The sequence below is a fragment of the Veillonella montpellierensis genome (assembly GCF_947090115.1).
GTDB classification, from domain to species: domain Bacteria; phylum Bacillota; class Negativicutes; order Veillonellales; family Veillonellaceae; genus Veillonella; species Veillonella montpellierensis.
On sequence record NZ_CAMUMS010000005.1, the window covers coordinates 126,280 to 152,076 of the forward strand.

The 25,797-nt window shown below is 35.1% G+C and carries 21 protein-coding genes, 1 tRNA gene and 1 riboswitch; of the genes, 21 read left to right on the forward strand and 1 reads right to left on the reverse strand.

Annotated elements, in window-relative coordinates; all coding sequences use genetic code 11:
* The first annotated feature begins 37 nt into the window (after positions 1–37).
* From pyrH to P6940_RS04040, 19 genes are all read left to right on the forward strand, one after another.
* On the forward strand, positions 38–769 hold the full coding sequence (gene pyrH / locus P6940_RS03950) for a UMP kinase (protein WP_277293257.1): 732 nt from the start codon (positions 38–40) through the stop codon (positions 767–769).
* Positions 769–1,329 carry a ribosome recycling factor gene (gene frr / locus P6940_RS03955; protein ID WP_277293258.1) on the forward strand — a complete coding sequence of 187 codons (561 nt, stop codon included), beginning with the start codon at positions 769–771 and terminating at the stop codon, positions 1,327–1,329. The genes pyrH and frr overlap by 1 nt, the downstream gene beginning before the upstream one ends.
* Positions 1,329–1,586 (forward strand): hypothetical protein, encoded by a 258-nt coding sequence (locus P6940_RS03960; protein ID WP_028256913.1) that lies wholly within the window; start codon positions 1,329–1,331, stop codon positions 1,584–1,586. The genes frr and P6940_RS03960 overlap by 1 nt, the downstream gene beginning before the upstream one ends.
* Entirely contained in the window at positions 1,561–2,325 is a 765-nt protein-coding gene (locus P6940_RS03965) for an isoprenyl transferase (protein ID WP_277293259.1), read from the forward strand. Before P6940_RS03960 ends, P6940_RS03965 begins: the two co-directional genes overlap by 26 nt.
* Before the next feature lie 3 nt (positions 2,326–2,328).
* Positions 2,329–3,147, forward strand: a complete 819-nt coding sequence (locus P6940_RS03970; RefSeq protein ID WP_277293260.1) for a phosphatidate cytidylyltransferase — start codon at positions 2,329–2,331, stop codon at positions 3,145–3,147.
* Positions 3,148–3,218: 71 nt separating this feature from the next.
* Positions 3,219–4,373, forward strand: a complete 1,155-nt coding sequence (locus tag P6940_RS03975) for a 1-deoxy-D-xylulose-5-phosphate reductoisomerase (protein WP_038151157.1) — start codon at positions 3,219–3,221, stop codon at positions 4,371–4,373.
* An 8-nt stretch (positions 4,374–4,381) separates the two neighbouring features.
* Complete coding sequence (gene rseP, locus P6940_RS03980) at positions 4,382–5,395, forward strand: RIP metalloprotease RseP (RefSeq protein WP_038151154.1); 1,014 nt, start codon at positions 4,382–4,384, stop codon at positions 5,393–5,395.
* Between the two features lie 25 nt (positions 5,396–5,420).
* Positions 5,421–6,500 (forward strand): flavodoxin-dependent (E)-4-hydroxy-3-methylbut-2-enyl-diphosphate synthase, encoded by a 1,080-nt coding sequence (gene ispG / locus P6940_RS03985; RefSeq protein WP_277293261.1) that lies wholly within the window; start codon positions 5,421–5,423, stop codon positions 6,498–6,500.
* A gap of 4 nt (positions 6,501–6,504) precedes the next feature.
* Positions 6,505–8,223: a proline--tRNA ligase gene (locus tag P6940_RS03990; protein WP_038151148.1), complete on the forward strand. Its 1,719-nt coding sequence runs from the start codon at positions 6,505–6,507 to the stop codon at positions 8,221–8,223.
* A gap of 356 nt (positions 8,224–8,579) precedes the next feature.
* Positions 8,580–9,398 (forward strand): PHP domain-containing protein, encoded by an 819-nt coding sequence (locus tag P6940_RS03995; RefSeq protein ID WP_277288632.1) that lies wholly within the window; start codon positions 8,580–8,582, stop codon positions 9,396–9,398.
* Between the two features lie 30 nt (positions 9,399–9,428).
* Positions 9,429–10,292 carry an Asp23/Gls24 family envelope stress response protein gene (locus P6940_RS04000; protein WP_028256905.1) on the forward strand — a complete coding sequence of 288 codons (864 nt, stop codon included), beginning with the start codon at positions 9,429–9,431 and terminating at the stop codon, positions 10,290–10,292.
* 17 nt (positions 10,293–10,309) lie between these two features.
* Positions 10,310–11,632 carry a tRNA (N6-isopentenyl adenosine(37)-C2)-methylthiotransferase MiaB gene (gene miaB, locus P6940_RS04005; protein ID WP_277293262.1) on the forward strand — a complete coding sequence of 441 codons (1,323 nt, stop codon included), beginning with the start codon at positions 10,310–10,312 and terminating at the stop codon, positions 11,630–11,632.
* Positions 11,633–12,015: 383 nt separating this feature from the next.
* Positions 12,016–12,810: a class I SAM-dependent methyltransferase gene (locus P6940_RS04010; RefSeq protein WP_277293263.1), complete on the forward strand. Its 795-nt coding sequence runs from the start codon at positions 12,016–12,018 to the stop codon at positions 12,808–12,810.
* Positions 12,811–13,070: 260 nt separating this feature from the next.
* A riboswitch (cobalamin riboswitch) is annotated at positions 13,071–13,241 on the forward strand.
* A gap of 586 nt (positions 13,242–13,827) precedes the next feature.
* Positions 13,828–13,912, forward strand: a tRNA-Leu gene (locus tag P6940_RS04015).
* Positions 13,913–14,017: 105 nt separating this feature from the next.
* Positions 14,018–17,317, forward strand: a complete 3,300-nt coding sequence (gene mfd / locus P6940_RS04020) for a transcription-repair coupling factor (protein ID WP_277293264.1) — start codon at positions 14,018–14,020, stop codon at positions 17,315–17,317.
* Positions 17,318–17,329: 12 nt separating this feature from the next.
* Positions 17,330–18,910 carry a putative polysaccharide biosynthesis protein gene (locus P6940_RS04025; protein WP_277293265.1) on the forward strand — a complete coding sequence of 527 codons (1,581 nt, stop codon included), beginning with the start codon at positions 17,330–17,332 and terminating at the stop codon, positions 18,908–18,910.
* Between the two features lie 244 nt (positions 18,911–19,154).
* Positions 19,155–19,985 carry a nucleoside triphosphate pyrophosphohydrolase gene (gene mazG / locus P6940_RS04030; RefSeq protein WP_277293266.1) on the forward strand — a complete coding sequence of 277 codons (831 nt, stop codon included), beginning with the start codon at positions 19,155–19,157 and terminating at the stop codon, positions 19,983–19,985.
* Between the two features lie 28 nt (positions 19,986–20,013).
* Positions 20,014–20,310, forward strand: coding sequence for an HU family DNA-binding protein (locus tag P6940_RS04035; protein ID WP_028256900.1), 297 nt, complete (start codon positions 20,014–20,016; stop codon positions 20,308–20,310).
* Positions 20,311–20,507: 197 nt separating this feature from the next.
* The gene (locus tag P6940_RS04040) at positions 20,508–21,668 is read left to right on the forward strand and encodes an MGDG synthase family glycosyltransferase (RefSeq protein ID WP_277288224.1); all 1,161 of its coding nucleotides are present in this window, start codon (positions 20,508–20,510) and stop codon (positions 21,666–21,668) included.
* A 127-nt stretch (positions 21,669–21,795) separates the two neighbouring features.
* Here the strand turns inward: P6940_RS04040 and P6940_RS04045 are convergent, their stop codons facing one another.
* Positions 21,796–22,122 carry a hypothetical protein gene (locus P6940_RS04045; protein WP_028256898.1) on the reverse strand — a complete coding sequence of 109 codons (327 nt, stop codon included), beginning with the start codon at positions 22,120–22,122 and terminating at the stop codon, positions 21,796–21,798.
* Between the two features lie 69 nt (positions 22,123–22,191).
* Between P6940_RS04045 and P6940_RS04050 the strand changes: the two genes are divergently transcribed.
* The gene (locus P6940_RS04050) at positions 22,192–24,081 is read left to right on the forward strand and encodes an ABC-F family ATP-binding cassette domain-containing protein (RefSeq protein WP_277293267.1); all 1,890 of its coding nucleotides are present in this window, start codon (positions 22,192–22,194) and stop codon (positions 24,079–24,081) included.
* A gap of 55 nt (positions 24,082–24,136) precedes the next feature.
* Positions 24,137–25,603: a [FeFe] hydrogenase, group A gene (locus P6940_RS04055; RefSeq protein WP_277293268.1), complete on the forward strand. Its 1,467-nt coding sequence runs from the start codon at positions 24,137–24,139 to the stop codon at positions 25,601–25,603.
* Positions 25,604–25,797: the final 194 nt, after the last annotated feature.

Below are 25,797 nucleotides of genomic sequence, written 5' to 3' on the forward strand. Positions count from 1 at the left end.
CTCTTATTTTTGCAATATAGTAGAGGAGTAACATAAGATGTCAAAAAAACGTGACTTTAAACGGATTGTATTAAAATTAAGTGGTGAAGCATTAGCTGGTGAACAAGGCTATGGTATTAATCCAGTAACTGTAGAAGAAATCGCTAAGGAAATTGCTGCCTTGGCTAAGAAAACAGACTTGGAAATTGCTATCGTTGTAGGTGGCGGTAATCTCTGGCGTGGATTAGCTGGAAGTAATAAAGGCATGGATAGAGCCACTGCTGATTATATGGGAATGCTTGCGACTGTTATGAATTCGTTAGCTCTACAAGATGCATTGGAACAAGCTGGTGTTGATACACGTGTGCAAACAGCTATTGTAATGCAAGAAATTGCAGAACCATATATTCGCCGTCGTGCAATTCGTCACTTAGAAAAAAAACGTATCGTAATTTTTGGCGCAGGCTTAGGTAAACCTTATTTCTCTACTGATACAACTGCTGCGTTGCGAGCAGCTGAGATTGAGGCCGATGCAATTTTAATGGCTAAAAAATTTGCAGATGGTGTATATGATTCTGATCCAAAAATCAATCCAGAAGCTAAGAAATTTGAAGAACTTACTTATATGGATGTTATTAGTAGGGAATTAAAAGTGATGGATGCTACATCTACAACTCTATGCAAAGATAATGATATTCCTATTGTAGTATTTAGTATGGATATTCCTGGCAATATCACTCGTGCTGCAATGGGCGAAGACGTTGGAACTATCGTAAGAGGTGAGAAATAATGGAATTAAATGAATTAGTAACACAACAAGAGATTCGTATGGACAAAACGATCGATGCTATGAAACACGAATTTGCTTCGATTCGGACAGGCCGTGCTAGTACATCGTTATTGGACAAGGTTATGGTAGATTATTATGGTACACCTACACCAGTTAATCAAGTGGCTAACGTATCTGCCCCAGAACCAAGAATGATCATTATTGCACCATGGGATAAATCTATGATTGGGGCTATTGAAAAGGCAATTTTACAATCAGATTTAGGTCTTAATCCAAATAATGATGGTTCCCAAATTCGGTTGGCTATTCCTCAATTAACAGAAGAACGTCGTAAAGAAATTGTAAAAGTCGTTCATAAGAAAGCTGAAGATGCAAAAGTGGCGATTCGCAATATTCGTCGTGATGCCAATGATGCTATTAAAAAAGAAGAAAAATTAAAAACAATTACCGAAGATGTAGCTAAAGATGGCCAAGATAGAATTCAAAAATTAACAGATGCAAAAATCAAAATGATCGATGAATTAAAAAATGTGAAAGAAAAGGATATTTTAGAAGTATAATGAATATTTCTGAACATATAGTAGGACTACCTTGGCAGCTTGTGAAACCTATTTTGCAGGCTGCTTCTATTCCATTTAAAGTAACTATAGGTGGTTCGTTTAATCGGTTTTTTGATGTTTCTGAACAAGGATTTTATGTGGGTCGTGTAACTTACCAGGATGGTGAATGGCACATTTTACTATATAGGCCTATGATTACTAGTAATTTTCAAGACTGCAAAGAGGTAGAATATGCTAAAGAAATTTTTAAAACCTAAGAGTATAGTACAGAAAAATCTTGACCCTAATAACATACCAAAACATGTGGCTATTATTATGGATGGTAATGGTCGATGGGCTAGACGACGTGGCTTACCTCGTGCAATGGGACATCGAGCAGGAGCAGATACACTGAAAACAATAGTAACTGCTGCTGATAAAATTGGGATTAAAGCGTTGACAGTGTATGGATTTTCTACAGAAAATTGGAAACGTCCGCCTAAAGAAGTGTCGCTATTAATGTCATTAATTCATGAATATTTAAGCCATAATATTGAGGATATGCATTCTCATAATGTTAAAATTCGCTTTATAGGGAATATCGGTGAACTAGCTCCTGAATTACAAAAAATTATTCATGATGCCGAATTATTAACTATGAATAATACAGGCCTTACTTTACAATTGGCTATCAACTATGGCGGTCGTGCTGAAATTGTGAGTACTATGAAAGAAATAGCCTCTGATGTCAAAGCAGGATTATTAGACGTTAATGCTATTACAGAAGAGTATGTAGGATCAAGATTATGGACTAAAGAATTTTCTGATGTAGATTTATTAATTCGTCCAAGTAAAGATTATCGAATTAGTAATTTTTTATTATGGCAATTAGCTTATGCAGAATTTTGGTTTACTGATCTGCATTGGCCGGAATTTACAGAGGCTACATTACGTGAAGCTGTCTGGGACTTTCAACAGCGAGAACGTCGCTTTGGTGGCTTAAAAACAGAGGAGTAAAGGATGCTTAAAACACGAGTTATTACCGCTTTGATTGGCTTTATAGTTGCTATCTTTGCGATTACTACAGGTGGAAACATCTATGATGGGTTAATTATCTTATTAGCTTTGATTGGATGGAGAGAATTTATCACTATGATGGCGAATAATAAAATACATCCTCCCGTATTAGGAGGTTATATTTTAGCAATCATTATTCTTGCTTCTATAGCTATCCATGCGTTTAGCATAGCTATTACTGTAACTTTGATGTCTATATTTCTTGGGGGATTATTATATATTCTTAAGCCAAAATCTTATACTATTAGTGATATAGCACATGCTCTATGGGGCTTGTTATATATTACTATTGGATTTGGGGCTTTATTAGTATTGCGTCAAAATGAAATCTACTCATTTTTTAATATACCAGTTGTATCTACTAATATGGGCGAACTTGTATTATGGCTACTATTGTTTTGTACATGGGCTAGTGATACATTTGCCTATTTTTCAGGGCGTGCGTGGGGAAACCATAAGATTGTTCCCCTCATTAGTCCCAATAAAACATTAGAAGGCTTTGTGGGTGGATTTATTGGTTCTATTATAACAGGAACTATATTGGGATTAATTTTTAATTTTCCTATACATATAGGTTTTTCTATAGGTATATTAGCAGGCATTTTTGCTCCCTTAGGAGATTTAATGGAATCAAAGTTGAAACGAGATTGCCATGTGAAAGATTCAGGTGTGTTACTTCCTGGTCATGGTGGTGTATTAGATCGTTTTGATAGTTTGCTATTTACAGCACCACTAACGGTTATATATTTATTTTTTGTTTAAATAGGTTTATTATTCTAATGTTTATCATTAGTGTAGTTATGTCACTATTGCGTATATAAGAAGGATAGCATATGAAATTTTTAAGTATTCTAGGTAGTACAGGATCTATTGGAACGCAAACATTAGATGTAGTATCGCAGCATCCTAATTTATTTAAGACGGTAGCGTTAGTTACTTATCATAATATTGATTTGCTGGAAGAACAAATTAATAAATTTGCCCCTATTATGGCAGGTGTAGTTGATGAAGAGGCGTATCGCTTATTCAAATCACGATATACAGGTAATACGCGATTAGTATGTGGTAAAGAAGCGTTGATAGAGGCGGCTACTTTATCAGAAGCAACAATGGTAATTACAGCTATTGTTGGTGCAGCAGGTATCGAACCTACTGTGGAAGCTATTAAGCATCATAAAACGATTGGCCTAGCCAACAAAGAAACCTTAGTAGCAGGAGGTCCTTTAATTACATCGTTAGCACGAGAACATGGTGTAGATATTTTGCCAATCGATAGTGAACATAGTGCTATTTTTCAGTGTTTAGAAGGACAACAGAGAGATAATGTAGATAAATTGATTATCACTGCATCTGGTGGTCCTTTACGAACTTGGACATCAGAAAGGATCAAACAAGCTACCGCTAAGGACTGTTTACAACATCCGACTTGGAATATGGGCAATAAAATAACTATAGATTCAGCGAGTCTTTTTAATAAAGGATTAGAAGTTATTGAAGCCCATTGGCTTTTTGGTTTTGATTTTGATCATATTGATGTAGTAGTACATCCGCAAAGTATAGTGCACTCAATGATTATGATGAAAGACGGTGCCATATTAGCACAATTGGGAAATCCAGATATGCGTGAGCCTATACAATATGCATTGACATACCCGAAGAGAGAAGCATTGTCTATGGATACATTGGATATTACTAAAGCATTAACATTAGAGTTTATGCCCCCACGGTATGATGATTTCCCAGCACTACGATTAGCCTTTGAAGTAGGACGCCAAGGCGGTTTTGCACCTGCTGTATTTAATGCAGCAAATGAAACAGCTGTATATGCATTTTTAGATGACAAACTATCATTTCCTCAAATTTATAGTACAGTTGTAAAAGTACTAGAATCCATGGAGTCTGCTGCTGAATTCACATTAGAAAATCTGTTGGCCATTGATAGATGGGCAAGAGAAAAAGCACAGTTTATTATAGATAGAGATAATTAGGAGACTATATGACAACGATTTTAGCTACCATATTTGTGTTTGGTATTATTGTGTTCATTCATGAATTTGGACATTTCATTACTGCTAAAGCTTCTGGCATGCAAGTCGATGAATTTGCTATTGGATTTGGGCCTGCCTTAGTAAAAGTACGAAAAGGAGAAACCTTATATTCTATTCGTCTAATACCTTTAGGTGGTTATAATAAAATAGCGGGTATGACGGATGAAGAGGAATTGAATGAACGTTCTTTTTTAAACAAATCTGTATGGAAACGATTTATTGTTATTGCAGCCGGTGCTGTTTTCAATTTTTTGTTAGCCATAGTACTATTTTTCTTGGTATTTCTTTGCGTAGGTCAACGACAAGCATCTAATGAACCGCTTGTAGGGTCTATTGCAAGTGGTAGTCCAGCTGCGATTGCACATATGCAAGTGGATGATCGGATTATTTCTATAGGTGACAAACCTATTGCAGCGTGGACAGATATTGCTAAGGCTTTAGAAGGTAAAAGTAAGAAAGTAGTTACTGTTGTAGTTAAGCGCGGGGATATACAAGAATCTCTATCATTGATTCCAGTAGAACAAGATGGAAGAGTTCTTATAGGTATTATGCAAAAGCCTGTATATACATCATTTTCCTTTGGCGAGGCAGTTACACATTCAGTGACATTTACAGGGCATACAATTTATGATATGTTGCATGGATTGTGGGCTATGGTAACGGGGCAAGAGAAAGCCGAGTTGTCTGGACCGATTGGTGTATCGAAAATGGCTGGAGAAGTGGCGGCTATTAGCTTCGCAAGCTTAGTCTACTTTACAGCTATTTTAAGCTTAAATTTAGGTGTTATCAATTTATTGCCCTTGCCAGTCCTTGATGGAGGCCATTTAATTTTATTGATTATTGAGGGAATTACGGGCAAAAAATTACCTTCAAAAGCTTTACAATACATACAAATGACGGGAGTGGCTTTATTATTATTGTTATTTCTTTATACGACGATAAGTGATATCAGTCGTTTATGATATCTAATATCTAGGAGTATATGCTATGATTGTAAGAAAACAAACTAATGGTATTCATGTGGGGTCAGTTAAAATTGGTGATTTTTCACCAATTAGTATTCAGTCAATGATTACTACGAATCCAATCTATACAGACAAAGCAATTGCGGAAATTAATCGATTAACAGAGGCAGGCTGTGAAATAGTTAGAGTGGCAGTTCCTACTATGGAAGCCGCTAAGTCATTAGAGATTGTTAAAAAAGGTATATCAATACCACTTATTGCAGATATTCATTTCGACTATCGATTGGCACTACAAGCCATCGATAGTAATGTCGATGGTTTACGTATTAATCCAGGGAATATAGGAAGTATAGATAATGTGTTAGCCGTAGTAGAAAAGGCGAAACCAAAACGGATTCCTATTCGTATTGGTGTGAATGCAGGATCATTACCTAAGCGCATTCTAGAAGCTTATGGTGGACATCCTACTGCTGATGGTATGGTGGAAACAGCACTTGAACATGTTCGCATTTTAGAGAAATTAGACTATAAAGAGATGAAATTATCTATCAAAGCTACTGAAGTGCCATTGATGATAGAAGCATATCGCAAATTATCAGATAAAGTACCATATCCATTGCATTTAGGGGTTACAGAAGCAGGAACTATAAAGCAAGGCACTATTAAATCCGCGATTGGAATTGGTGCTTTATTAGCTGACGGTATTGGGGATACCTTACGGGTATCATTAACAGGCGATCCAATTCACGAAATTGAAGTGGGACGAACGATAGTAAGCTCATTGGGATTGAGAAATTTTGGGGCCACTATGATTTCTTGTCCTACTTGTGGAAGATGCCAAGTTAATTTATTTAGTATGGCAGAAACTGTAGAACAACGACTAGCATCTATTAAAGAACCAATCAAGGTAGCGGTTATGGGGTGTGTAGTAAATGGACCAGGAGAGGCTCGAGAAGCTGATTTTGGTATTGCTGGTGGTAATGGACAAGGTATCATATTCCGCAAAGGTGAAGTTATAAAAACTGTTCCAGAACACCAATTAGTTGATACATTATTTAATGAAATTAATACATATTTAGAGATGAAGGAAAAGGAGTCATAGGTTTATGTTAGCCAGCAAATTATACGCACCAACGTTGCGTGAAGTGCCGTCAGATGCTGATGTTATTAGTGCACAATATATGTTACGAGCAGGATTTGTTCGCAAAGTAGCAGGAGGCTTATATACTTTTTTGCCATTAGCGTGGAAATCTCTTAGAAAAATTGAAGCTATTATTAGAGAAGAGATGGAAGCATCGAATGCACAGGAAATTATGATGCCTATTTTGCAACCTGCAGAAATTTGGCAAGAATCAGGACGTTGGCCAGTATATGGTGCAGAAATGATACGCCTTACAGATAGACATCATCGTGATTACTGTTTAGGGCCAACGCACGAAGAAATGGTAACTACACTGGTGAAGAATGAGATTAATTCATATCGTCAATTGCCAGTTAATTTATACCAAATACAAAGTAAATTTCGTGACGAGCGCCGCCCTAGATTTGGATTAATGCGTAGCCGTGAGTTTATTATGAAAGACGGGTATTCATTTGATAGTGATGAGGATGGATTAGACATATCATATCAATCTATGTATGATGCGTATAATAGAATTTTTTCCCGCTGTGGTTTGTACTTTAAACCTGTTGAAGCAGATTCAGGAGCTATTGGTGGTAGTAATAGCCATGAATTTATGGCATTAGCTGACGCAGGTGAAGCTGATGTTATTCATTGCACATCTTGTAATTATGCGGCTAATATTGAAATTGGACAGCCTGGAGTTATCAAACAAGAGGAAGAACCATTACAAGAATTATCTATTGTTTCTACACCAAATGCGAAAACTATTGAAGCTGTAGCTATGCAATTAGGCATTCCTACTACACGTACGATCAAGGCTGTAGTATATAGTATTGATGGTAAAGTTGTGCTAGCTATGGTTCGCGGTGATCACGAGGTTAATGAAATCGCTGTTCAGCATGCAGTCAATGGAATCTTAGAACCAGAAATGGCTACTGATGAGCAAATGGAAAACGTAGGATTAGTTGCTGGATTTATTAGCCCAGTAGGATTAGTGGCAACAGATAATTTGTCGATTGTAGTGGATGAATCTGTTATGGAAATGTATAATTGCTGTGGTGGTGCTAATCAAAAGGATGCACATTACATTAATATTAATCCAAAACGTGATTTTAACACAGAAGAGATCATTGTCGCACCAATTCGCTTAATTACAGATGAAGATGTATGTCCTCACTGTGGAAAAGAACTTCGCATTGACAAAGGCATTGAAGTAGGACAAGTATTTAAATTAGGAACTAAATATTCTGAGGCGTTAGGTGCTACATTTTTGGATAATAGCGGTAGACCAAAACCATTAGTGATGGGCTGTTACGGTATTGGGGTGACTCGTACATTAGCGGCAACGATTGAACAAAGTCATGATGAAAATGGTATTATTTGGCCTCGTTCTATTGCACCATTTGAAGTAGTTATTGTACCTATTAATGTGAAAGATGAAGCATTAATGGATATTAGTACAAAGATATATACTTCTTTACAGTCATCAGGCATCGATGTTCTTTTAGATGATCGAAAAGATCGGGCTGGTGTGAAATTTAAAGATGCAGACTTGATTGGATATCCATTACGCATTACAATTAGTAAACATAGTATTGAAACTGGTGAAGTAGAAATAAAAACAAGAAAAACGGGTGATGTAGTTAATGTGAAAATTGATGAAGTCATTACTTCTACAAAAGAGCTATTATCTACATTATAAGGAATAGGAGGAGCTGTAGCAGATCAGCTCCTTTACTTATGTTTAAAGTCTGGCACGTATTATTTTCAAGCAATAAATATCATTATATGGATATAGAGTTTTATATAAAGCTATAGATAGGTTGAGACTAGTTTTATTGTGATAGCTTTGTGTATATTGAATGCTTGTAGTATAGTTGCTAGATACTAATTGTTCATAGTGCTAAATATACATAATGCGATAATGAGATAAGGAGAATTAGTCATATAATTAGAAAACTCTTTTATAGAATATACTAGTCGGCCATATAGAATCTGACTAGACTAGCTATATATGATAGAATATACATAGATATGGTTCACTATAAGGAGGACACTATGATTGTAGACTTTCATATGCATTCAACCTATTCTGATGGTGTATATACACCGAAAGAATTAGTATCATTTGCAGAACATGGTCAATTAGGCATGATAGCATTGACAGATCATGATGAAATAGCAGGTATTAAGCCGATGAAAGCGTATGCTACCTCCATTGATATTGTTACAGGTGCTGAGTTTAGTGCAGATTATAAAGGAAAAGATATACATGTTTTAGGATATGGATTTAATTGTGATGATCGAGAGTTGCGAGAGTATATTTCGTACTATCAGCAGGCAAGAAGACAGCGAATTAAAGCTATGATTGATTTATGTCAAAAAGCAGGTTATTGTATTGACTATGATGAACTGGTAAGATTATTTCCAACTACAAAAGCGTTAGGCAGACCTCATGTAGCACAATTGCTGATGAAAAAAGGATATGCAGAATCGATTAATTTTATTTTCAAGCACATAGTAAATCCATCAGGTCCTTGTTATGTACCTAAAGTAAAAACCTCTGTTGAACAAGTAATCGAACAAATTCATCATGCAGGAGGATTAGCTGTGTTAGCACATCCTAAGTTAATTCACAATGATACTTATGTAGAAGAATTGTTACACTTTTCATTTGATGGGATTGAAGTGTATCATAGTAAACATGATGATGAAGATGTGAAGCGTTATCGTATAGTAGCAGAACAACGAGGGTTATTAATAACTGGAGGATCTGATTTTCATGGTATCAACCATACATGGCCTACTTATATAGGGGAATATACGGTACAGAGTCGAGATGTAGAAAAATTTATACAAGTTCTAAGAACTATATAGATACGGTAATGATTGAATCGAGGTATTACTATGGAAGTAATTGCATTTGTTGGTGGCAGTGGAACGGGGAAGAGTCATCGTGCATTAGTAGTAGCACATGAGAATCAGATAGAATGTATTATTGATGATGGTATTTTGATTTATCATAATAAAATAGTGGCAGGTACATCTGCTAAAAAAGAAGCAAGTCGATTAAAAGCGGTTCGACGTGCTATTTTTCAGGATAAAAAACAAGTAGCATCAGTAAAACATAAATTAGATGAAATTCAACCAAAACGATTGATGATTATAGGTACATCCGATAATATGGTACAGAAAATTGCTAATGCATTAATGATACCAGCACCGAGTCGATATATTAGAATTGAAGATGTGGCAACGCCTAAAGAAATTGAGAGAGCACAATATGCTAGATTAAAAGAAGGTAAGCATGTTATTCCTGTGCCAACTATGGAATTAAAACCGCACTTTAAAGGATATTTAATTGATCCTATTAAGTCTATTTTTAGACGTAGAAGTTTAAAAAAACAAGATCCTTCCACAATTGGTGTAATTGGATCCGAAGGATTTGAAAAGTCTGTTATTAGACCTTCTTTCAGTTATTATGGAAGACTTACTTTTGCAGATGAAGTGATTATTGAGCTTATAAAAAATGGAGTTCGCAAAGTTTCAGGTGTTGTTGATACGAATGATATTAAGTTTAAAAAGGTGGATAAAGGACCCAATGGGTTATCGATAGAATTATCAGTTACCATTGAATATGGGCATATTGTTAAAGAATTAATGCAAAAAGTACAGAAATCGATACAATATGAAATTGAATATATTACAGGAATGTCAGTAGAACGTATGGCTATCAAGGTTAAAGGAATTGTGGAAAGGGCACATACGTAATAGATAAGGAGTTATGAATGAAGTCATATTATATTTTTACCTATGGTTGTCAAATGAACGCGGCTGATTCAGAACGGTTAGCCCATCAATTAGAGGAGGTAGGATATATACCAACTGATGATGAGAAACAAGCAGATCTTATCATTTTAAATACATGTGCAGTGCGAGAAAATGCTGAACTAAAAACATATGGACGTATTGGAGAATTAAAACATTTAAAAGCTAAGAATCCTGATTTGATTATTGCTGTTACAGGTTGTATGGCACAAAAAAATCAAGCTGAAATGTTTAAACGAGCGCCACATATTGATATTGTATTGGGAACTCATAATATCCAACATATTAATGAAATGATAGCAGAAGTGAAGCGTACTCACAGACATCAAATTAATGTGGATATGGATAATACAGTGTTGCCTGAATTAAAAGCAAAACCTAATGGCACTTTTAGCGCGTGGGTACCCATTATGAATGGATGTAATAAGTTTTGTACGTACTGTATTGTTCCTCATGTGCGTGGTAGAGAAATTAGTAGACCTGTAGAACTGATTGTAAGCGATGTAATGGAATTGGGAAGTAAGGGGTTCAAAGAAATCACTTTATTAGGACAAAATGTGAATTCCTATGGCTTAGACTTTCATGATGGTACTGATTTTGGGACTTTAGTGCATGCGTTAGATGGAATCCCTGGAATTGAACGCATCCGTTACATGACGAGTCATCCGCAAGATATGACACCTGATATGATCCGTGCTATTGGAGAATCTTCTAATATGGTGACACATTTACATTTGCCAGCTCAATCAGGGTCAAATAGAATTTTAAAGAAAATGAATCGTCATTATACAGTGGAACATTATAAAGAGTTAATTAGCTGTGTAAGACAATATATAAAAAATGTGGTATTAACCACAGATATTATTGTTGGCTTTCCTGGAGAAAGCAATGAAGATTTTGAAAAAACAGTACAATTATTACGTGATGTTCAGTATGATATGGCATATACATTTATATTTTCAAAAAGGTCAGGTACACCAGCTGCCACCATGGAAGATCAAGTACCAGAGGAAGTTAAGCGGGTTAGATTGCAACAACTTATGGATGTACAAAATGAAATTTCTTTGCAAATCAATAAAGAAATGGAAAATAAAGTATTTGACATTATTGTAGAAGGGCCTAGTCAAAAAGACCCATCTATGTGGTTTGGCCGTACATCGGGAAATAAGATGGTGCTATTTTCTCAAGAAGACTCTATTTCTATAGGGGATACTGTAGAAGCACGTATTGATAAAGCACAAACTTGGGTTCTATACGGTACAGTTGTGAATAAGGGAAAGTAACCATTTCGCATAATAGATTTATATATAATATATTATATAAATAAAATTAATATAATGAATTGTTTTTTTTGATAGATGATATATACTATAGGTAAGTAGTGTATAGATATAGTAATTCGTTAAGTAGCAGTCTTTTGGTATGGTAACTGTGTTACTATTGTATTTAGAAATTAAGTAGATAAGAATAGGGATACTTTATTAGAGACTTGATAATAAGTGTTGTATGTCTAATCCTATTAGTATAGTTGCATTTGGTGTTGATGATAAATGGGATGTGACATATATATTATTATGTTTGTATATAAGTATATAACGATGATTCTAAATAGTATAATTTCGTAAGTATGAACGGAAGTAATTTATCATATAAAGGAGTGTTACTTATGAAAGATGATTTGAGCTATATCAGTAAAACGGCATTACTAACTTTGTATGTACGAGCAAAGGATTATGAATCTAATAGATCAGTTCTACATGATGAACAATCTTGGAGAGCGTATCGACAAATAAAGCCTACAGAAGATTTATTTTCAGTACATAAGGGTTGGAAGAGCTATTATGGAATATTAGGAAGAGCCAGAGTATTTGATCAAGAGATTACTAAGTTTATTAATCAATATCATAATGCGATTATCGTATCATTGGGCTCTGGATTAGATACAGAATTTTACCGCGTAGATAATGGGCATATTGATTGGTATAATATTGATTTTCCCAATGTTATAAAAATTAGAGAAGAACTATTTGAAGAACATCCGCGAGTACATAATATTGGAGCATCGATTCTTGATCAAGCATGGATTAAAGAAATTAAAAGAGACAATCGACCATTATTATTTATTAGTGAAGGCGTTTTGATGTACTTATCAGAAAGTGATGTGCAAAAATTTCTGTATATATTGACAGACAATTTCAAAGGGAGTACTGCGTATTTTGATTTTGTCTATAGAGGATTAGTGGGACGCGTTAAGCATCATGATACATTGCGTGATATGTCAGTTGAATTTACTTTTGGCGTAAAGGATGGCAGTGAGATATGTACATTAAATCCTAATATTAAACAAATAGGATTCATTAATTTTACTAGTAGCATGATGTCATTAGTGCCAGGGTTTAAAAAGATAATGTATCCTATCATTTATTTGTTAAATAATAGAATGGGGCAATACGAAATATAGTTTAACACGAGCTATGCTATACAATAATTGCTATAGCATGGCTCATATTTTTAGATTCTATAGATAATGGTAATATAAAAATATTTATTTGCATGATATAAATGCATACTTGAAAAAACAATATATTTATTGATATTTCTATTATTTCTTATATAAAAGAGTAGTATTCGTTTCTTTTTTTGTAGTAATAGATGATAAATTTGCATAGAAAAACTCTTTGACAGTAGAGAGGAATAGAGATATAATAAGCACATAAAAACAATACATATTTGGGAGTAGGTGCTGAAAAGCCTAACAGAGAAGTCGGTGAAATGCCGACACGGTCCCGCCACTGTATGGTTGAGCGAGTTTGATTATGTCACTGGGAAACTGGGAAGACCAAATGAGCGTTGAAGCCGAGTCAGGAGAACTGCCTATTCATCATTCACCATTTGACCTACGAGCGATAGGGAGGAGAATTTATTCCTTTTTTGACGCATGGTTAAGAGAGGATTTTTTTATCGTCTTTACTATGTTGACAATCATGGCTTAGTAGTTTTGTGGTGTCACCAAATTGGTATTACCACGCTTGCGTGTTAATATAAGTCATGATAAATGTAAGGGCGTACATTATCATCATCATCCGGCACCGACTTTTAATAAGTCGGTGCTCTCCTTTTATAGTATTGATTAAGTTGATCTAGCACATAGGTCTATAGGTTGTGGATAGGATAGAAAGTTTGTTATGTCCTATAAAAGGGGTAATACATCTTTCTATTTTTTATCGTTTGTGTATGTACGTATTAGTTAAATGACCAAATAATAGGCTGCTATAGTTTTAAGATAAATTTTATAGCCCTAGAAATAAGAATAAAAAACTAATATGTAACAGTTAATATAGGTACATGCACTTAATTTATATATACGGACATGGGACAGTAGAAATAAGGCTTATTTGTGTTAAAATTACGTGCATGATTTGCAGTAAAAAATGCTTGACGATTGTATAGGCTTATGATAATATAATCATGTTGGTACGCGGGAGTGGCGGAATTGGCAGACGCACCAGACTTAGGATCTGGCGCCTTACGGCGTGGGGGTTCAAGTCCCTTCTCCCGCACCACTTTTTAGTTAGATAATTTTACGTATATAGATAACACAATAGACAGTGTTGGTATAAGCATAGACAGTTGGCTGTCCATGCTTTTTTTATTTATATGAGGCTAATATGACTGATATAGAATCGTTGTTATACCAAAACCATTCTTATAAAGAGGGAATAGAGGCATTTGGTCATACAGGTAATACTCTATTATATGGTATGAGTGGTTCACAAAAAACTTTTATGTATAGTCATGCTATGAAATTACATGGTATGATTCCTACAATTATCGTTGTTCATGATAAAGAACATAAAGAATTATGGCAACGAGATTTGGCATGTTTGTTGCCTACCAGTAGGGTGCTAGCATTTCCTCATATCGAGCAAGTTACATTTTCTACGATAGCTCGTAGTATGGAAAGTCAAGCAAAACAGATGGAAGCATTGTGTATGCTTCAAGCAGAAAAAAATGTTATCGTTATAGCTGATGCAGAGGAAGCATCTCAGTTTGTAGTATCCCCTGAAGAATTAGCACATATGAGTATTACTTTAGCATGTAATAATGAGATAGCTAGAGATGAGCTATTAGAACGATTGTTGGCAATTGGATATGAACGAGTAGACCAGGTGGAACAACGTGGTCATTTTGCCGTACGCGGAGATATTATTGATATTTATTCTGTGAATAATGATTTGCCATATCGTATTGAACTGTTTGGTGATGAAATTGATACCATTCGCACCTTTGAAGTAGAAACACAACGCTCTGTGACTCATATTGATGATTGCATGATAACACCTATTAAATTAGCTAATACAGAGAGCAAAAGCTCTTTATTGTCCTATGTACAGCAAGGTTTGATTATTTTTGATGAACCAGTACGTATTCAAGAATCGTTAAAAAAGTATTTAAAAGAAGATAGTACGCATCATACGTTTCATTATGATTGGCATGGGTTGACGAAAACCATGACATCTCCTACACAAGTGGCATTTAGTTTTATGCAACAGCGTTCCATTGGACTAAGTGGATTTTCGCCAATTGGTATTCAGGGAAAAGCAATGACAAGCTTTGAGCGACAAGTACCATTGTTGATGGATGAAATTAAACAATGGCATGCATTGCAGTATCAAGTAGTATTAGTTATGCATAATTTACAGCGACGTGAAGGCATTGAAAGAGCTTTACTAGAAGAAAATATTAAGTATAAATTATCGGATACATGGACAACAGAAACTGGTATAGTTACTATTTGGGATGGCTTATTAACAGATGGATTCGAATTCCCGCATAGTCGATTTGTAGTTATTACAGAAGGCAATATTTACGGACAGCAAAAGAAACGATTGCGGCGAAAAGCAGAAAAAGGACAAGATATTAAGTATTTTACTGATTTATCAATTGGTGATTATGTAGTTCATACTGTACATGGTATTGGAAAATATTTAGGTTTAAAAACAATTGAAACAGAGGGCATTCATAGAGATTATATTGAAATAGCTTATGCAGGTACAGATCGGTTGTTTTTACCAGCCGATAATTTAGACCAATTACAAAAATATATAGGTAATGAAGGGGATACACCACGTATACATAAAATGGGTGGTAGAGATTGGCAACGCATTAAAGCGAAGGCACAAAAATCTATTGATGAGTTAGCAGAGCGATTGGTTAAAATTTATGCACAACGTGAGATTTCATCAGGATTTGCATTTCTGCCCGATCAACCATGGCAACAAGAATTTGAAGAGGCGTTCCCTTATGAAGAAACAGAGGATCAATTAAGGGCGACAGCAGAAATAAAAGCCTCTATGGAACAACCAATACCGATGGATCGATTGCTATGTGGCGATGTAGGCTTTGGTAAAACTGAGGTGGCCATGCGAGCGGTTTTTAAAGCTGTTATGAGTGGTAAACAAGTAGCTGTACTCGTACCAACTACTGTATTAGCACAACAACATTATCAGACCTTTTTACAACGCTTTTCACCATTTAGTATTCGTGTAGAAGTTATGAATCGCTTTAAAAGTTTAAAAGAACGAAAGACAATTATACAAGCTACTAAAGACGGACAAGTCGATATATTAATTGGCACACATTCATTGCTTAATAAGAAGATTGCTTTTAAAGATTTAGGCATGTTAGTGGTTGATGAGGAACAGCGATTTGGTGTGGCGCAGAAAGAAAAATGGAAAAGTTGGGCGCATACTATTGATGTGTTAACATTGAGTGCTACACCAATACCTCGTACATTACATATGTCGTTAGTAGGGGTAAGAGAAATGAGTGTCATTACAACACCACCAGAAGATAGGGTTCCGATTCAAACCTACGTGGTGGAATATGATATGTCATTAATTGTGGATGCCATTCGTCGCGAATTGCAACGAGGTGGACAAGTTTATTTTGTGTATAATCGCGTAGCATCTATTGATCATATGGCTGAACTATTAGAAGGAGCATTACCCGATTTACGATTAGCTATTGCGCATGGGCAGATGTCGGGGACAGAAATGGAACATATTATGACCGATTTTTACGAAGGTCATTATGACTTACTTTTATGTACTAGTATTATTGAGACTGGGTTAGATATACCAAATGCGAATACAATTATTGTTTATGATGCGGATCACTTAGGCCTATCTCAGTTATATCAAATGAGAGGACGTGTAGGACGCTCACATCGAAGAGCTTATGCATACTTTCTGTATAGACCTGATAAAGTATTAACAGAAGCAGCAGAAAAACGGTTAAAAGCGATTGAAGAATTTACTGAGCTGGGAGCTGGGTTTAAACTTGCTATGCGGGATTTAGAAATTCGAGGAGCAGGCAATTTATTAGGCGCGCAACAGCATGGAAATATTGCTTCCGTTGGTTTTGCTATGTATTGTACAATGCTTGAAGAGGCAATTAGTAAAGTACAAAATAAAGAAGTTACAGAAGAGGTTGCACCACCTCCAGACCCAATTATTGATTTAGGTGTTGATGCATTTATAGATGATGCGTATATCAAAGATAGTGCTAGAAAAATTTCTATTTATCAACGATTGCTATATATAAAAACAGTAGAGGCATTAGATGATTTGATGGATGAGATGATTGACCGATTTGGCACACCGACGGAACCTGTGAATCGATTGCTCAAAATTGCTATGATAAAAGAACGAGCTCGATTGCTAGGTATTCATAGTATAATACATCGAGATAATACGTTAATTATTCAATGGTATGATGATAGCAAAATGACGCATTGGGATATGGCATCTGTTAGTGAATCAATGTGGAAACGGATTAGGTTGTTAGATACAAAACCAACATCAGCGCATGTCATTCTTGATGGTATGACTATTTCTATTATTACTATGACAGATAATGTGTTAACAGAGCTAGAACGCCGAATTGATGCATCAGTAGAGTCATAGCTAGGAGGATTTATGAATCGATTTTTAAAAGGTGCTATGATTTTGACATTGGCTGGTGTGATTGTTAAAGTTATAGGCGCATTTAGTAAAGTATTGATTGCCCGTATCCTAGGTGGTGAGGGAATTGGGTTATATCAATTAGCCTATCCTATTTATCAGATTATTGTGAGCATATCTACAGCGGGAATTCCAGTGGCTATTTCAATCATGGTAGCAGAACGGTTAGCTAATCAAGATATACGTGGAGCTAATAAAGTATTTGCTATATCTTTAATTATGTTAGCGGGACTAGGTGTTATTTTTAGCGTGGGTCTATATAATTCGGCTCAATGTATGATAGATTTTGGTTGGGTCCGTGATGAACGGGCTTTAATAGCCATCGAGGCCCTATCACCGGCTATTTTATTAGTCACCATATTAAGCTGTTTTCGTGGGTATTTTCAAGGCTTTCAAAATATGTTACCTACGGGTATATCTCAGATTTTAGAACAATCCTTTCGTGTTGTTACTATGGTGGCATTAGCCTATATGTTATTGCCGAAAGGATTAGAATTTGCAGCAGCAGGGGCTACATTTGCTACGTTTCCAGGTATTATAGCAGGACTAGGAGTATTGCTATATTTTTATTATCGACAACGTACTTATCGCAAATCATTGCTATTGCAACAAAAAGATATTAGTACATCAGGATCTTCTATATCCATTGTAAAAGAATTATTTTTCTTAGCCATACCAGTTTCTATGGCAAATATTATGATGCCTTTAGTATCAGGAATTGATATGTTCATTGTACCAAATCGATTAATCGAAGCGGGATATCCGATTCAAGAAGCAACTACTTTATATGGATATTTAACAGGAATGGCTACAAGTTTAGTTAATTTACCGATTATTTTAACTACATCGTTAGCAGCTAGTTTAGTGCCAGCCGTGTCAGAGGCATATGCATTAGGCCGTATAGAAACGATTCATGAAAGAACCAATACAGCCTTAAAGATTGCTAATTTAATTACGATTCCCGCTTTCGTTGGATTATGCGTATTGGCTATACCTATTTCACAATTACTATACGCTACACCTCATGCAGGGCCACCAATAGCAGTTATGAGTTTAAGTATTTTTTTCCTAGGTATTCAACAAGTTACAACAGGAATTTTGCAAGGACTCGGTAAAACAGCTATACCAATGATTAATTTATTGCTTAGCACAGTGGTAAAAGTCATATTGAGTTGGTATTTAATTGTAGTTCCTGAACTAGGTATTAATGGTGCTGCTTGGGCTACTAATATTGATTTTGGATTAGCAGCTGCACTTAATGTATATTTTGTTAACAAATATGTAGGATATAGACTGGATATTAATAATGTGTGTAAAATTATTATATCGGCTATGGCTATGGGTGGAGCTACTGCAGTAGGATATCATTTCTTGTCGTCACTCTTGGGAAATACACTAGCTGTTTGTATATCTATTTTAATAGCTATTATGATTTATTTAGCAAGTTTATGGATTACCAAAGCTATCAATAAAGAGGATATAACTACATTACCTATAATTGGTAATAAGTTTTCAGTTAGAGAAAGAAAAAAATAATCGCTTAGAAAGTATATAAAATTACGGGCCTAATCATATAGTTCAAGAGTTCAGCATAAAAGAATATGATTGATGTAGATTTATTTAATAGACTGACTATTGAGTATTAGTAGTTTAATACATCATACATTTATGGGCTTCTATATGAATGGTGTGGTAACACATATATGCTGCACAGGAAGAGTGAATTCATTTTTGGTTAAGTAGGCATTCTTAGTATAATTAGAGAAGGAGATAAGTATTCATGGATAGAGAAGATAAAGATAGGGACCTGTCCTTGAAAGAACTATATGGTATTATTAAAACGTTGCGTTCGCCAGAGGGATGTCCTTGGGATCGTATGCAGACGCATAGCACATTGCGACGATATTTTTTAGAAGAAGTGTATGAGTTATTAGAAGCCATTGATAATAAAGATATAGATAATCTGCGTGAAGAATTAGGTGATGTACTACTGCAGATTTTATTCCATTCTGCATTAGCAGAAGAAGAAGGTTGGTTTACAATTCAAAATGTGATTGATGATGTATCAAAAAAGATGATTCACCGTCACCCACATGTGTTTCATAAAGATAGGCATGAAAAATTAGACGGCTCCACAGCTTCGTGGGAAGAATTAAAGGCGCAAGAACAGGGTCATGAAAGAAAATTTTTATTAGATGGTGTTTCAAAGGGACTTCCTTCTTTATTGCGTGCTCAAAAATTACAAGAAAAGGCTAAAAACGTAGGTTTTGATTGGTTAGAAGAGAGTACAGTATGGGAAAAATTTTATGAAGAAATTGATGAATTTAAAGAAGCAATTCATCAAAAAAATCAAGAAAATATAGAATTAGAGGGGGGAGATGTACTTTTTTCCTTGATTAATCTCTTTAGATGGTATAAAATAAGCGGAGAAAATGCATTACGCCGTACAAACAATAAGTTTCAACGTCGTTTTACTTTTGTAGAACGATGTGTACAAGAAAGTGGCAAGGGCTGGGAAGAATTTTCTCTCGCAGAACTTGATGCGTTTTGGAATAAGGCGAAAATGCTAGAGCAAGAACATTCTACACAGCTAATAGCTGATGCTGAATGAGTATATTTGATTTTAAGGAGGTTCTGTCATGAATAAAACAGAATTAATCGCAAGCGTAGCTCAAAAAACTGAATTAACTAAGAAAGATGCTGAAAAAGCAGTCAAAGCTGTATTTGACACAATTGCAGAAGAATTGACATCTGGTGAAAAAGTACAAGTAATTGGTTTCGGTACTTTTGAAGTACGTGAACGTCAAGCTCGTGAAGGTCGCAATCCTCAAAATGGTAAAACTATTACTATCCCAGCTTCTAAATCTCCTGCATTCAAAGCTGGTAAACAATTAAAAGAACAAGTTAACGTAGTTGTTAATAAACGTAAAAAATAATTTTACTATTAGTTTTGTGTAGAATTAGTGTAAATAAAGAGAGTTATCTGTTATTATAAACGATAACTCTCTTTTTATATCAGTGAAGATTTTGATTTTATGAGATAGGCTGTGTGAATTGTCTTTATATTGATAGGATACTTGTTAGAAATAGAGTGATGAAATATGATATAATGCTTTCAGAGAGGAAGTCGGATATGGACCATGAAATGCAACGAAAAGTTTTAATTGTATCAGCATCAATTGGTACAGGGCATACACAAGCAGCTCGTGCTATTGAGGAATACTGGTTAGAAACTGAACCAGATGCACAAATTTTACACGTAGATTTTTTATCGACCGATACATTGTCTTTTGATAATATTTTAAAGGAAACATACATCAAGATGATTGATGTGTTTCCTATGCTTTATGATTTAATTTATCGTCTTTCACAAGGTGAACGAAAAGGTGGTATGGTACAGACCTTATTATCATGGATCTTAAAAAGTCGTATGCTAAAGTTAATCACTAAGGAAGAACCTGATGTAGTTATTTTTACACATCCCTTTCCATGTGGCGCTGCATGTATTTTGAAGCGACAAAATTTGATTAATATACCATTAATCGGTGTGATTACGGATTTTACTAGTCATCAATTTTGGATGTATCCACAAGTAGACTCGTATTATGTGGCGATTGATTCGATGGTAGGCGAGATTGCTCGTTGTGGTATTGATAAAGAAAAAATTCATGTAAGTGGTATTCCTGTGCGACGTTCTTTTTTTAGGGATGCTATCCATCATTATGAACTTAAACAACCTGTACGTATTCTAATTATGGGCGGCGGATTAGGATTAGGTTCTGTAGAAAGTGCACTTAGACGACTTGATGATATTCAAGGCGTAGATGAATTAGTTGTTGTAACAGGGCAGAATACTGCGTTATATGATGCTTTACATGATATGCAAGGTGAATTACATACGCGTACTAAAATTTATGGGTATATGACTAATATTTCTGATATTATGAAGAATGTTAGTTTATTGGTGACAAAACCAGGTGCTTTAACTTGTATGGAAGCGATTACGATGGGATTACCCATGGTATTTTTTAATGCTATACCCGGTCAAGAAGAGGCGAATGCAGCTTTCTTAGAGGGGAAAGGCTGTGCTAGATGGGCTCGAGATATTCACAATTTAGAAGATGTAGTGACGGCATTATTAATCAATCCTCAACGACTACAACAGATGTCACAGTGTTCCTTAGAATGGCATGTAGATGGAGCAGCTAATGTCGTTCATTCAATTATTAGCTTATTGGATGTAAAAAAAACTAATCTTTCATCGGCTAGACCAATTTCAGAGACATTTGTTTAGGGCTTTACTATATATTGTTTATATGTTTGCAATATATACTCAAAAGAGGGATATGAATATAAAAAGGAGTTGTTATGAAGATACTACTTCTCATAACAACTCCTTTTTCATGAGTGCCTGGATACAGTTATAATGTATCGTATTTTGCAATATTATTTTGTCGAATTGATTCTAATGTTTTTAATAAAGTAATAGAGTCTTTTGAGGTTTGGTATATATCAGAAAATTCATAGGAATCTTGTAATGTAACACACCATTGATAGACACTATTTTCATCATATATATTTACTACAATAGGTGTATCTAAACTTGTAGGTATATTGCCGTCATCATCACTGATAGTGGCATAATCTCCACTGTCTGATATATCGAACAATAAGGTGTCAAAATTATCAATATCAACTAATTCTATATCTAGTGCATTATAAAATGATTCTACTGTTTGTGCTTCCATAGTTGCCTCCAATTACTGTTATAACTACTCTAGGCTCTTTGTCTTTCATTTTACTGAAGGGAGATATGTATGTCAACAAATGTTATTAGTTTACAAAATGTTGAAAAGTCGTATGGTACACGTTTATTATTTACAGATGTAACTATGACTTTTACTACTGATTGCCACTATGGATTAGTAGGCGTCAATGGTACGGGAAAATCTACTTTTCTAAAAATGTTGGCAGGAGAAGTAGAACCTGATAAGGGTTGTATTGATAAGAACGGTAAAGCCTCAATTTATTACTTACCACAACAGCCAATTGTTAAGGAAGAACAATCAATTTTAGAAAATATATTCTTGGGGAATCATCCTAAATTAGCTTTAGTACGAGCGTTTGAAGAAGTGAATCAATCTAACAGAAATGATGAAAAATATATGGCTTTGTTAGAGCGAATGAATGAAGAAGATGGATGGCAAGTAGAACAAGAAGCGAAAATTATTTTACATCAGTTAGGATTTGATGATGTTACAATGCCGGTAAAATTTTTATCAGGAGGACAGAGACGACGTTTAGCATTAGGGCAAGCATTACTATATCCGTGTGAGTTATTACTCTTAGATGAACCTACTAATCATTTAGATGACCATAGCATTGAATGGTTAGAATCATATTTATTACATCGAAAAGGTGGTTTATTGGTAAGTACTCATGATCGATACTTTTTAGATGCTGTTTGTAATAGCATTTTAGAATTATCAGATCGTCGTATTTATAGTTATGAAGGTTCATATGAGGATTTTCTATCATTAAAACAAGCTAGAGAAGAACAACAGGCTGCTACAGAAGAAAAACGACGTCAATTTTTGAAACAAGAACTTGCATGGGTTCGTCGTGGCGCACAAGCTAGGAGTACAAAACAAAAGGCCAGATTACAAAGATATGAATATTTGAAGTCCTTAGAATCCACACATCGGCAAGGAACAATTGATCCATTAGTATTAAAAACTAGGCTAGGTAAAACTATTTTTGATATAGATCACATCAGATTTTCTTTTGGGAACACTCAAATTATTGATGATTTTACGTATCATGTTGTTAAACATGATCGAATTGGTGTAGTTGGACCAAACGGTATGGGAAAATCAACATTTTTGAAATTACTTGATGGTACATATGAACCGCAAACAGGTACATTAGTGAGAGGAGAAACTGTTCGTATTGCTCATTTTACACAAGAAATGCCTCCCTTTAATGAGGAACAACGCGTATTAGACTATATTAAAGAAAATCATTCTTATATAGTATTAGGTGATGGAAATACCATTAGTGCAGGGCAGATGCTAGAACGATTTTTATTTACTCCTGAGTTACATGGAGTACCTATTCGTAAATTGTCTGGTGGAGAACGACGCCGTCTTTACTTGTTAAAATTGTTAATGGATGCACCCAATGTATTACTATTAGATGAACCAACTAATGATTTAGATATCCCTACATTAGAAGTGTTGGAAGATTTTTTAGATTCATTTTGTGGAGTGGTGATTACCGTATGTCATGATCGTTATTTTTTAGATCGTGTAGTAGATAAGCTATTTGTTTTTAAAGGAAATGGTAATATAGAAATTGTTCATGGATCATACTCTGACTATAAAACGGATATGGACATGCAAGATAATAGGAAAGAAAAAAATATAAGAAAAATAGATAAAAAAACAAATGAGAATCAAAAAATCGTAAATAATAATAACTCTCATAAAACTAAAAAAGGACTTACTTTAGGTGAAGAAAAGGAATATAGTGAAATCATGGATACCATTACTGAATTAGAACATTTAATCAAAGGATTAGATGTTATGATTTCAAGAATGGATAATGATTATGAAAACATAAAAGAACTCATAGATGAGAGAACGAAAACGCAGACGAGAATTGACATGTTAACAGAGCGGTGGTTAGAACTTGAAGAAAAGGCGTAACCAATGGTATAATGCGAGTGTATAACGATAACAACGTTACTTTTAGGAGGAAATAATGAGTAAGTACGAATTCTTAGACCGTCGTGTTCCTATTGAAGATGGGAATGTGGCAGTTGTTCAAGATTTAAGTAAATGTAAAAATTGTTCTTTATGTCGACGTGCTTGTGCTGTGGACATGGGCGTATTTGATTATTATAACTTAGAATCCAATGGCGACCATCCTATTTGTATTCATTGTGGACAATGTGCATCTATTTGTCCATTTGATTCTATTAATGAAACATCTGAAATAGAACAGGTGAAAGCCGCTATTTCAGATCCAGATACAGTGGTTATTTTCCAAACAGCACCGGCTGTACGTGTGGGCTTAGGCGAAGAATTTGGCTTTGAACCTGGCACATTTGTAGAAGGAAAGATGATAGCAGCACTTCGCCAATTAGGTGGAGATTATGTGCTAGATACAAATTTTGGGGCTGATATGACGATTATGGAAGAAGCGTCAGAATTAATTGAACGTGTCTTGCATGGACATGGAAAACTACCTCAATTCACATCGTGTTGTCCTGCATGGGTTAAGTTTGCGGAAACATTTTTCCCAGAATTTTTGCCTAATTTATCGACAGCTAAAAGTCCGATCAGTATGCAAGCACCAACACAAAAAACGTATTTTGCTGAAAAAATAGGATTAGATGCTAAGAAAATTGTAGCAGTAGCAGTGACACCATGTACGGCTAAAAAATTTGAAATTCGTAGAGAAGAAATGAGTGCTTCTGCTGATTATTGGAACGAACCTGGTATGATGGATACGGATTTGTGCATTACAACTCGCGAATTAGCTAAATGGCTACGTGCAGAAAATATTGACTTTTCTACATTAGAAGATTCCACATTTGATCCATTGATGGGTGAAGCATCTGGTGGTGGTATTATATTTGGTAATACTGGCGGTGTTATGGAATCAGCCATGCGTGCTGCTTATGAAATGGTTACAAAGGAAAAAGCACCAGCTAATTTAATCCCTTTCGAAGATATTCGTGGCATGGATGGTGCTAGAGAAGCTGATGTTGCTATTGGGGATAAAGTGTTACATGTTGCAGCAGTTCATGGAACTGGTAATATGCGAAAATTTATTGAAGATATGCGAACTAACAATAAACATTATGATTTTATAGAAGTTATGGCTTGCCGTGGAGGCTGTATTGGTGGCGGTGGCCAACCAAAAGTAAAATTACCTATGGCTGATAAAGCACGTACAGCTCGTATTGCTTCCTTATATAAACGTGATGATGAAGTGTCGATTAAAACATGTGTAAATAATCCAGAAATTCAAGCACTATATAAAGAATTTTTTGGTTCTCCATTAAGCGAAAAAGCTGAAAGTATATTACATACGACATTTGTAAATCGATCTGCTGATTTAGGACCAGAAGGAGCGTGTACACCTGCAACATGTCCAACTTCAGTAGCCAATCTAAAAAAAGCAGCTGAAGCAGCTAAAGCAGCCGCTGAGGCTAATAAATAATTTTATACTATTTTTATGTGATCCTGTTGATTGCCATGGCGGAAATTCTTTCTGCTATGGCAATTTTTTTGAATATATATATGATTTTTTCATATTATTGTTTTGCATAATTGAAATTCATAAATTGAATAGTGTATACTATGTATGTATAATCAAAATGAAAAAGAACCGCATTGTTATGCGGTTCTTTTTTT

Excerpts from the sequence above, each read along its gene's own strand:
- pyrH (WP_277293257.1), top strand. The coding sequence starts at position 38 with ATGTCAAAAAAACGTGACTTTAAACGGATTGTATTAAAATTAAGTGGT.
- frr (WP_277293258.1), top strand. The coding sequence starts at position 769 with ATGGAATTAAATGAATTAGTAACACAACAAGAGATTCGTATGGACAAA.
- P6940_RS03960 (WP_028256913.1), top strand. The coding sequence starts at position 1,329 with ATGAATATTTCTGAACATATAGTAGGACTACCTTGGCAGCTTGTGAAA.
- P6940_RS03965 (WP_277293259.1), top strand. The coding sequence starts at position 1,561 with ATGCTAAAGAAATTTTTAAAACCTAAGAGTATAGTACAGAAAAATCTT.
- P6940_RS03970 (WP_277293260.1), top strand. The coding sequence starts at position 2,329 with ATGCTTAAAACACGAGTTATTACCGCTTTGATTGGCTTTATAGTTGCT.
- P6940_RS03975 (WP_038151157.1), top strand. The coding sequence starts at position 3,219 with ATGAAATTTTTAAGTATTCTAGGTAGTACAGGATCTATTGGAACGCAA.
- rseP (WP_038151154.1), top strand. The coding sequence starts at position 4,382 with ATGACAACGATTTTAGCTACCATATTTGTGTTTGGTATTATTGTGTTC.
- ispG (WP_277293261.1), top strand. The coding sequence starts at position 5,421 with ATGATTGTAAGAAAACAAACTAATGGTATTCATGTGGGGTCAGTTAAA.
- P6940_RS03990 (WP_038151148.1), top strand. The coding sequence starts at position 6,505 with ATGTTAGCCAGCAAATTATACGCACCAACGTTGCGTGAAGTGCCGTCA.
- P6940_RS03995 (WP_277288632.1), top strand. The coding sequence starts at position 8,580 with ATGATTGTAGACTTTCATATGCATTCAACCTATTCTGATGGTGTATAT.
- P6940_RS04000 (WP_028256905.1), top strand. The coding sequence starts at position 9,429 with ATGGAAGTAATTGCATTTGTTGGTGGCAGTGGAACGGGGAAGAGTCAT.
- miaB (WP_277293262.1), top strand. The coding sequence starts at position 10,310 with ATGAAGTCATATTATATTTTTACCTATGGTTGTCAAATGAACGCGGCT.
- P6940_RS04010 (WP_277293263.1), top strand. The coding sequence starts at position 12,016 with ATGAAAGATGATTTGAGCTATATCAGTAAAACGGCATTACTAACTTTG.
- mfd (WP_277293264.1), top strand. The coding sequence starts at position 14,018 with ATGACTGATATAGAATCGTTGTTATACCAAAACCATTCTTATAAAGAG.
- P6940_RS04025 (WP_277293265.1), top strand. The coding sequence starts at position 17,330 with ATGAATCGATTTTTAAAAGGTGCTATGATTTTGACATTGGCTGGTGTG.
- mazG (WP_277293266.1), top strand. The coding sequence starts at position 19,155 with ATGGATAGAGAAGATAAAGATAGGGACCTGTCCTTGAAAGAACTATAT.
- P6940_RS04035 (WP_028256900.1), top strand. The coding sequence starts at position 20,014 with ATGAATAAAACAGAATTAATCGCAAGCGTAGCTCAAAAAACTGAATTA.
- P6940_RS04040 (WP_277288224.1), top strand. The coding sequence starts at position 20,508 with ATGGACCATGAAATGCAACGAAAAGTTTTAATTGTATCAGCATCAATT.
- P6940_RS04045 (WP_028256898.1), bottom strand. The coding sequence starts at position 22,122 with ATGGAAGCACAAACAGTAGAATCATTTTATAATGCACTAGATATAGAA.
- P6940_RS04050 (WP_277293267.1), top strand. The coding sequence starts at position 22,192 with ATGTCAACAAATGTTATTAGTTTACAAAATGTTGAAAAGTCGTATGGT.
- P6940_RS04055 (WP_277293268.1), top strand. The coding sequence starts at position 24,137 with ATGAGTAAGTACGAATTCTTAGACCGTCGTGTTCCTATTGAAGATGGG.